Source organism: Novosphingobium resinovorum (assembly GCF_027922145.1).
In the GTDB taxonomy this organism is placed as follows: Bacteria; Pseudomonadota; Alphaproteobacteria; order Sphingomonadales; family Sphingomonadaceae; genus Novosphingobium; species Novosphingobium resinovorum.
The window spans coordinates 478,013-484,012 of record NZ_BSFC01000044.1 but is presented as its reverse complement, the minus strand read 5'-3'; the positions used below and the strand labels follow the sequence as shown (position 1 = coordinate 484,012).

3 protein-coding genes and 2 pseudogenes are annotated in these 6,000 nt (G+C 60.8%); 3 read left to right on the top strand and 2 right to left on the bottom strand.

Features of this window, described 5'->3' with window-relative positions; genetic code table 11:
* Positions 1–227: 227 nt before the first annotated feature.
* Positions 228–1,377: pseudogene (locus PKE80_RS24955) on the top strand (IS3 family transposase).
* 159 nt (positions 1,378–1,536) lie between these two features.
* On the opposite strand, the gene istB reads toward PKE80_RS24955, so the two are convergent.
* On the bottom strand, positions 1,537–2,316 hold the full coding sequence (gene istB, locus PKE80_RS24950) for an IS21-like element helper ATPase IstB (RefSeq protein ID WP_271184779.1): 780 nt from the start codon (positions 2,314–2,316) through the stop codon (positions 1,537–1,539).
* Positions 2,306–3,831, bottom strand: a pseudogene (gene istA, locus PKE80_RS24945) (IS21 family transposase). The gene istB and the pseudogene istA overlap by 11 nt, the downstream one beginning before the upstream one ends.
* A 48-nt stretch (positions 3,832–3,879) precedes the next feature.
* Between istA and PKE80_RS24940 the strand changes: the two are divergent.
* Together PKE80_RS24940 and PKE80_RS24935 are read left to right on the top strand one after the other, a co-directional pair.
* Positions 3,880–4,740 carry an aldo/keto reductase gene (locus tag PKE80_RS24940; RefSeq protein ID WP_309299006.1) on the top strand — a complete coding sequence of 287 codons (861 nt, stop codon included), beginning with the start codon at positions 3,880–3,882 and terminating at the stop codon, positions 4,738–4,740.
* A gap of 77 nt (positions 4,741–4,817) precedes the next feature.
* Complete coding sequence (locus PKE80_RS24935; protein WP_271184778.1) at positions 4,818–5,825, top strand: alpha/beta hydrolase family protein; 1,008 nt, start codon at positions 4,818–4,820, stop codon at positions 5,823–5,825.
* Positions 5,826–6,000 lie beyond the last annotated feature (175 nt).

Here is a 6,000-nt window from a genome sequence, read left to right as displayed (position 1 = left end):
TCAAGCTCATTTGCGCACGTCTCTGGTGCAACGGGTAATGAGTCTACGCCCTAGTACGAAATCACCCCGCAATGGTAGATTTCAACGCACCGGGAGTCGAACCTGCGTATCTGATGGAAACACATCAACATGCTTGTCGACATCGGCATCCGAGCCGTGAAGAATGACGTGCTCCCCTGAAATGTGACCGATTTTGAGTAGAGTCCGACGAGAAGGAGTCGGACGGAATGAAGCGCAGCAGGTTCAGCGAAGAGCAGATCATCGCGATCTTGAAGGAGCAGGAGGCCGGGATGGCGACAGCGGATGTGTGCCGCCGCCACGGGATCAGCTCAGCGACGTTCTACAAGTGGAAGTCGAAGTATGGCGGTCTGGAGGTGTCGGAGGCTCGGCGCCTGCGCACGCTCGAGGAAGAGAACAGCCGGCTGAAGAAGTTGCTGGCCGAAGCCATGCTCGACAACGTGGTGCTGAAGGATCTGGCATCAAAAAAATGGTGACGCCCGGCGCTAAGCGGGATGCCGTCGCCCATGCCCGTGAGCATCACGGGCTGAGCGAGCGTCGGGCGTGCAACCTGGTTGGCGTGAGCCGGCGGGTGATCCGGTATCGATCGTCGCGTCCGGACGATGGTCCGCTGCGACAGCGTCTGCGCGAGCTGGCGGCCGAGCGTCGCCGCTTCGGCTATCGGCGTCTCGGTATCTTCTGGCTCGCGAGGGCATGACGCCCAACCACAAGAAGCTGCTGCGGGTCTATCGCGAGGAGAACCTGCGGATCCGTCGCCGTGGTGGCCGCAACCGCGCCCTGGGCACGCGGGCGCCGATGGTGCTGCCGGACGGGCCGAACCAGCGTTGGTCGCTCGACTTCGTCTCCGACACCCTGACGTGCAGCCGGCGGTTCCGCATCCTGTGCGTGGTCGACGACTACACGCGGGAATGCCTGGCGCTGGTGGCCGACACGTCGCTGTCGGGTGTGCGGGTCGCGCGGGAGCTGACACGGCTGATCGGGATGCGCGGCAAGCCGCATACGGTGGTCAGCGACAACGGCACCGAGCTGACCTCGTCAGCCATCCTGCGCTGGTCGCAGGAACGGCGGGTCGAGTGGCATTATATCGCACCCGGCAAGCCGATGCAAAACGGCTTCGTCGAGAGCTTCAACGGGCGTCTGCGCGACGAATGCCTCAACGAGACCCTGTTCACGTCGCTGCCGCATGCTCGCTTCGTGCTCGATGCCTGGCGGCACGATTACAACTACGTCAGGCCACACTCGAAACTGGGCGGGAGAACCCCCGCCGAGAAAGCCGGCCAACCTTTCCGGGGGCATGCCCCCGGAAAGGTTGCCATCACCTCAACCAACCATCATGAAGGAGCCGGACTCTACCTCTGACTGGTAACAATCAGGGGAGAACGTCAAGAAGAAGAAAGCTACGCCTTGCAAGCGCTCGGACGGCGGCGGGTGTTGATTGCCACTGAGAAGTGACCCGGGGTTTCCATTGAGAACTGACCCGGGTGGGCGTGGTTTATGTGCTGCCGTTTCCCGGCAGGTTCAAGATGCTGACTTCTCCTTTCTGGATTTGGGTGCAGCGGTGCTGGCGCGGAAGCGGAAGCTATCGTTCCCGGTTTCCAGGATGTGGCAGTGGTGAGTAAGCCGATCGAGCAGTGCGGTTGTCATCTTGGCATCGCCGAACACGCCGGACCATTCGCTGAAGCTCAGGTTGGTGGTGATGACGACGCTGGTGCGCTCGTACAGCTTGCTGAGCAGATGGAAGAGCATGGCGCCGCCCGATGAACTGAAGGGCAGGTAGCCCAGTTCATCGAGGATGAGCAGGTCGAGGCGTAGCAGGCGCTCTGCCAGCTGGCCGGATCTGTTCGAGGTCTTTTCCTGCTCAAGCGCATTGACCAGATCGACCGTGGAGAAGAAGCGGACCTTCTTGCGGTGATGCTCGACAGCCTGCACGCCCAAGGCGGTGGCGATATGGCTCTTGCCGGTTCCGGGGCCGCCAATCAGCACGACGTTGTCGGCGTTTTCCATGAAGTCACCCTGGTGAAGCTGGCGCACGAGGGCTTCGTTGATCTCGCTGGCGGCAAAGTCGAAGCCAGCCAGATCCTTGTACGCCGGGAAGCGGGCCGCCTTGATCTGATAGGCGATGGACCTGACCTCACGTTCGGCCATCTCTGCCTTCAGGAGCCCAGCCAGTATCGGCAAGGCAGCATCGAAGGCAGGCGCCCCCTGCTCGATCAGTTCGTCGGCGGCTTGAGCCATGCCGAACATCTTGAGGCTGCGCAGCATGACGATGACCGCGGCGCTGGCGGGGTCATGACGCATGGCGAATCTCCCTGAGCATGTCATAGCGCACGACATTGGCCTCGGGCTCTTGGGTCAGGCGCAGGGCCTGAGGTGCATCGATCGGCGAAGCTGGAGGCGCCTTGCCGTCGATAAGGCGATGCAACACGTTGAGAACGTGGGTCTTGGTGGCGACACCGGCTTCCAGAGCCAACTCGACCGCGCTCAACACAGCCTGCTCGTCGTGATGCAGAACGAGAGACAGGATCTCGACCATCTCCCTGTCGCCGCCTGGGCGCTTGAGCAGATGACTTTGCAATTGTCGGAAGGCTTCGGGCATCTCGAGAAAGGGGGCGCCATTGCGCAAGGCACCGGGCTTGCGCTGGATCACCGCCAGATAATGCCGCCAGTCATAGATTGTGCGTCCCGGCTTGTGATGGGATCGGTCGATGAGCCGGGGATGTTCGCACACGATCTGGCCTTCGGCCACAATGACAAGGCGATCCGGGTAGACCCGCAGGCTGACCGGCCGGTTCGCGAAGGAAGCAGGCACCGAATAGCGGTTGCGGTCGAAGGCGATGAGGCAGGTTGGCGACACAACACGCGCTTGATCTGCTCGACAAAGCCATCGAAGGGCCGGCCCAGCGGCATCAGGCAGGAAACTTCCTCGGCATGCACATCAGCCACGGTGCCGGGCATGACACCATGCTGGATCTCGCCCCATTGGGCGATGCACTGTTCTTCCAGCCAGGCGTTCAACTCAGCCAGATCGCGGAAGCTGGGCATCGGTTGCCACAACCGGCGCCGAGCGTCCTGAACGTTCTTCTCGACCTGTCCCTTCTCCCAGCCTGAAGCCGGATTGCAGAAATCGGTCTCGAACAGATAATGGCTGGCCATGGCGGCAAACCTCGCGTTGACCTGCCGTGCCTTCCCGGTCCCGATCTTGTCGACAGCGGTCCTCATATTGTCGAAGATCCCGCGCTGGGGCACGCCGCCCAGCACCCGGAATGCCTGCGTCAGCGCGTCGAACAGCATCTCATGGGTCTGAAGCAGATAGGCTCGCACGATAAAGGCGCGGCTATGTGCCAGCTTGGTATGAGCGACCTGCAGCTTCGTGGGCTTGCCGCCCAGCACGGCGTAATCCTCGCTCCAGTCGAACTGGAACGCCTCGCCAGGCGGAAAGACCAGAGGTACGAATGTCCCACGCCCGCTGGTCTGATGCTCATACTGCAGTTCGGTTCGCCATCGTCGGGCAAAAGCCGCAACCCGGTTGTAAGAGCCATCATATCCCAGCTTTACCAGATCGGCGTGCAACTGCTTGGCGGTCCGCTTCTGTTTGCGGGATTTCTTGGATTCCACCCGCAGCCAAGCGGTTAGCTTGTCCGCGAAGGGATCGAGTTTGCTGGGCCGCAACGGAACCTTGAAGCTGGGCTCAACCACATCGGAACGCAGATATTTACGGATGGTGTTGCGGGATAGGCCGGTCCGGCGCTTGATCTCCCGAATGGGGATCTTCTGCCGGAAATGCCAACGGCGGATCACACTGAGTAAGTCCATGTTGATCACTCCAAGACCCTCCGACTGGCAGCCGGAGGCGAGGGAAACATGGGTCAATTCTCAATGGTAATTTATACGCCCCCCGGGTCACTTCTCAGTGGCAATCAACAGCGAAGGACCCTTCATCGTGCGCTGGACGCATCACTCAAGCGCATGAACGTCGAAAACGTCGACCTCTATCAATTGCATGCCTCCGACATGAAGACGCCGATGGAGGAGACGCTCGGATTTCTCGCCGACGCGGTCCAGGCAGGCAAGATTCATTACATCGGCATTTCCAACTTCACCGGCTGGGAGTTGCAGCTCTTCGTGTCGATCGCAAAGGCTATGGGCGCCCCCCTGCCCGTCAGCCTGCAACCACAGTACAGCCTTCTTTCACGGGAATGCGAATATGAGATTGTGCCTGCGGCCGTCCACAATGGTCTGGGCATGCTCCCCTGGTCACCGCTCGCAGGCGGCTTCCTGAGCGGCAAATATAAACGCGGTTTGAAACCCGCGGTCGGCACCCGTGCGGGCTCGGACAACAAGCTTTATCAATGGGTGTGCGAGGAATACGCCAACATCGACCGCAATTGGGCAACGATTGCCGAGGTCATGCGTATTGCGAACGAGATCGGCGCGACGCCATCGCAGGTGGCCTTGAGCTGGATCGCGGACCGGCCCGGCGTGACGGCTCCGATTTTCGGCGCGCGCAACATGGCTCAGTTGAAGGATTCGATCGCTGCGGCCGAGCTGACATTGGACGATGCCGCTTCGGCAGCCCTTGAGGCCGTCAGCCGCCCAACGCCCGGCGGCTACCCCTATGGCGCTTTCGGCCAAGGTCAACGCAACCGCGACCTTCATGATGGCGTGCCAGCCCCCGGTCTGCCGGTATGGGGCGGCTCCGAACATCCTACGGGTAGGGCTTAATCATGCGCAACCGGTGGCGGGGCAGTCACCGGCTGCCGGTCGTGGCCTTGAGTTTGGCGATGGTAGCGGGACCTGTGATGGCAAATGAAATCGAAACGCCGAATATCAATGAACAGCCCCTTCAGTTGAAGGCTCGAGGAAGCTTTTTCGTCGGTGGTGAAGGTATAGAGCAAACCTTCGTCGAGCTCGGAAGTCAGCGGGCAGCGGATCGTGTGACGATCGGCCAGATGTATGTCGAATACATGGAGCCGGTCGGTGCGACCAAGGCGCCAATCGTCCTGATCCACGGTGCGGGCCAAAGCGGAGCCGGGTTTGATACCACACCCGACGGCCGGATGGGTTGGTTCGAGTATTTCGTGCGTCGCTCCCATCCAACCTATGTGGTCGATCAAGTGGGTCGGGGACGCTCCGGCTTCGACCAGTCCATCTTCAATCGTGTCGGCGCAGGCCAGGCGAGCCCCGACAAGCAGCCAAAGATCACTCGCATGGGTGACCGCATCGCATCGTGGATCAACTTTCGTATCGGCCCCGACGCAACCAAGCCCTATCCGGATACCCAGTATCCTATCGAAGCGGTCAGTGCCCTGTCCCGCCAGGGCGTGCCGGACCTGATCGCATCGCTTCCCTCCCCAAATCCAAACTACAAGGCGCTTGCTGCGCTCGCGAAGAAGCTGAACGGCGCGATCCTTCTCGGCCATTCGCAGGCTGGAGATTATCCGCTCGAAGCAGCTCTTCTCGATCCCAAGGCGGTCAGGGCAATGGTCCTGGTCGAACCCGGCCGATGCAACGCCGAAATCTATACAGCCGACCAGATCGCTACACTCGCAACGATCCCGCTATTGGTCGTATATGGCGATCACCTCGACACGCCGACCGGAAACAAGGGGTCGGACTGGCCCGAACGGTTCCAGGAATGTAAGCGACTGATCGCCAGATTGAAGAAGGCAGGCGGCCAAGCAGAGATGCTCCATCCTCCGGAACTGGGCATTCACGGCAATACACATCTCATGATGCAGGATCGAAACAACCTGCAGATCGCAGACCTGATTATTGACTGGATGGAAACACGCGCGGCTGGTGCCTGACCTCTCGTTGATGCAGGTGCCAGGTCCGTTTCGAAGCAGTCGGATCGGCGCGGGAACCGGATCGACGGCTATGCCATCTTTGACGGGACGATCACGAAGAGGCTGGACTTTGCCGAGGTCATACTGCGGGTCGAGAACATTTCGATCGGACCTATGCCGTATCGACCCTGGACGA